Source organism: Micrococcus sp. APC 4021 (assembly GCF_030407635.1).
In the GTDB taxonomy this organism is placed as follows: Bacteria; Actinomycetota; Actinomycetes; order Actinomycetales; family Micrococcaceae; genus Micrococcus; species Micrococcus luteus.
In genome coordinates this window covers 1-2,740 of sequence record NZ_JASDCZ010000185.1, presented here as the reverse complement: position 1 = coordinate 2,740, position 2,740 = coordinate 1, and the positions used below count along the sequence as shown (strand labels likewise).

2 protein-coding genes are annotated in these 2,740 nt (G+C 75.7%); one reads left to right on the top strand and one right to left on the bottom strand.

Annotation, left to right across the window (positions count from 1 at the left end; all coding sequences use genetic code 11):
• Position 1 precedes the first annotated feature (1 nt).
• Entirely contained in the window at positions 2–1,330 is a 1,329-nt protein-coding gene (locus tag QL983_RS10970; protein WP_290152997.1) for an alpha/beta fold hydrolase, read from the top strand.
• A 6-nt stretch (positions 1,331–1,336) separates the two neighbouring features.
• Here the strand turns inward: QL983_RS10970 and QL983_RS10965 are convergent.
• The coding region (locus tag QL983_RS10965) for a M3 family metallopeptidase (RefSeq protein ID WP_290152995.1) at positions 1,337–2,740 on the bottom strand (1,404 nt) is incomplete at its 5' end.

The following is a 2,740-nucleotide window of genomic DNA, read 5'->3' as shown; positions in this document are numbered from 1 at the left end:
CGTGGCACCCCGGCCGGCCGGGGGTCGCGACTCCCCCGTCCGCCGAGCGGGCCGCCTGGTCCGCCGCGGAGTCACCGGATCGGTGCGCGGCGGCGTGGCCGTGGCCTCCCCGGTGGCCCGCTGGGCCCCGCCCGTGCTCAGCGTCGCCGCGGCCTCCGCCTTCGTGCTGGCCGGGGCGAGCTCGGCGCTCGCAGGCGTGTTCGCCCGCACCGTGGTGACCCCCGTGCGCCGCCACGCCGAGTCCACGCCGATCCTCGCCGTCGTCGACACGCCCGCCGGGCAGGACGTGATCCTGCAGGCCGACGAGTACACCACCGTGCCCGGCCAGTACTCCCTCACGTTCGACGACGGCGCCGGATGCGCCCGCATCGGGGAGATCACCTCCTTCGACCCCCGGGACGGCACGGTGCAGCGCGCGGTCGAGGAGGTCTTCTCCGGCGATCTGACGACGGCGACCCGGGGCCGGTTCACCGGCTTCGTCTACCCGACCCCCGCCGACGCCGGGCTCGACGCCGAGGACGTGCAGGTGCCGGTGCCCGGCGGCCACGCCCGCGCATGGCGCATCGAGCCGGACCCCAGCGAGGACGGCGAACCCCGTCCCGCGGAGGGGCTGTGGGCGGTGATGGTCCACGGCCGCGGCGCGCGCCGCAACGAGGGCATCCGCGCCGTGCCGACCGCCCGCCGCCTGGGCATGACGTCGCTGCTGATCTCCTACCGCAACGACGGCGACGCCCCGGACGCCGCCGACGCCCGCTACGGGCTCGGCACCACCGAATGGGAGGACGTCGAGGCGGCCATCCGCTACGCCCTCGACCACGGCGCCCGGGACGTCGTCCTCTTCGGCTGGTCCATGGGCGGGGCCGTGGTGCTGCAGACCGTGGACCGCTCCCCGCTGGCCCCGCACGTGCGCGGCGCGGTCCTGACGGGCCCCGTCATCGACTGGGTGGACGTGCTGCGCCACCAGGCCCGGCTCAACCGGATCCCCGAAGCCGTGGGCCTGCTCGGCCAGTGGCTGCTGGCCAACCGGGCCGGCCGGTTCATCACGGGCCTGGCCGCCCCCGTGGACCTCAAGGCCCTGGACTGGGTGACCCGCGCCGACCACGTGCGTGTGCCCACGCTGATCCTGCACTCCGAGGACGATGAGTACGTGCCCGTCGGCCCCTCGCAGGACCTGGCCGAGCGCAACCCGGACCTCGTGCGGTTCGTCCGCTTCCACCAGGCCCGCCACACCCGCGAGCAGAACGTGGACCCGCGCAAGTGGGACACCACCGTGCGCGGCTGGCTGCGCGCCGTGCTCAGCGCCCCCCGCCCCGGCGGCCGGGGGCGCTGACCGCGCTCAGGCCGCGGCGTCCGCCAGCCCCCGACGGCGCAGCAGCGGCTCGAGCTCGGCGTCCCGGCCACGGAACGCGCGGTAGGACTCCAGCAGGTCACGCGTATCGCCCCGCGAGAGCAGCTCGTCCGCGAACCGGCGGCCGTTCTCCCGCGTCATCCCGCCGTGCTCGCGGAACCACTCCACGGCGTCCGCGTCCAGCACCTCGGCCCACACGTAGGAGTAGTACCCGGCCGCGTAGCCGCCGCCGAAGATGTGCTTGAAGTAGCCGGTGCCGTAGCGCGGAGGCACCAGGTCCGGGTCGATGCCCGCCTCGGTCAGCACCCGGCGCTCGAACGCGGCCGGGTCGGCCGTGGCGGCGTCCACCGTCTCCTCCGTCAGCGAGTGCCAGGCCCAGTCCACGAGCGCCGCGCCCAAATACTCGACCGTGCGGTGCCCCTCGCCCCACAGGTCCGCCGCCTCGAGCCGCTCCAGCGTCCCCGCCGGCAGCGGCTCGCCCGACTCCACGTGCCGCGCGTACGCGGCCAGCAGGGACGGCTCGCGCAGCCACACCTCGTTGACCTGCGACGGGAACTCGACGACGTCGCGCGGCACGTTCGTCCCGGTGAGCGAGGCGTACTCGCCCCGGGCCAGCAGCCCGTGCAGGGCGTGGCCGAACTCGTGGAACAGCGTCGTGGCCTCATCCAGCGTCAGCAGGGCCGGACGCCCCGCCGCCGGGGCCGGCACATTCATCGTGGTGAACACCACCGGGCGCTCGCCCAGGGCGTCCGCCATGTCCCGCACCGTGTGCATCCAGGCACCGCCCGACTTGGTCGGCCGCGCGAACAGGTCCGCGACGAACAGACCCACCCCGGCACCGTCCTCACCCGTCACCTCGAACACCCGGATCCCGGGGCGGTACAGGTGCCGCGCCAGCTCCGGGCGCTCGGCGAACGTGAGCCCGTACAGCGCCGTCGCCGCCGCGAACACGCCCTCGGTCAGCACCCGGTCCAGCTCGAAGTACGGGCGCAGGGCGTCCGCGTCCACCGCGAACTCCTCCCGCGCGTACGCCGCGGACAGCACCGGCCAGTCCCACGGGGCCACCTCGGCGTCCGCCCGGCCCGCGTGCGCCGCCGCCGTCGCCGCGTCCGCCCGCGCATTGGCCATCGCCCGCGGCGCCATCGCGGCCAGCAGCTCCTCCACGGCCGCCGTCGACGGCGCCGCCCGGTCCTTCAGCGCCTGCTCGGCCCAGCTCTGCGCCCCCAGCAGCCGCGCCTTGCGCAGCCGCAGCCGCACCATCGCCATCGCCGTCATCAGCGTCTCGTGCTCCCCGGCCCCGCCCCGGCCCGTCGACGCCTCGAACACCTCGCGCCGCATCCCCTCGTCCTGCAGGGACGCCAGCCACGGCTGCGACGTGAACAGGGACAGCGT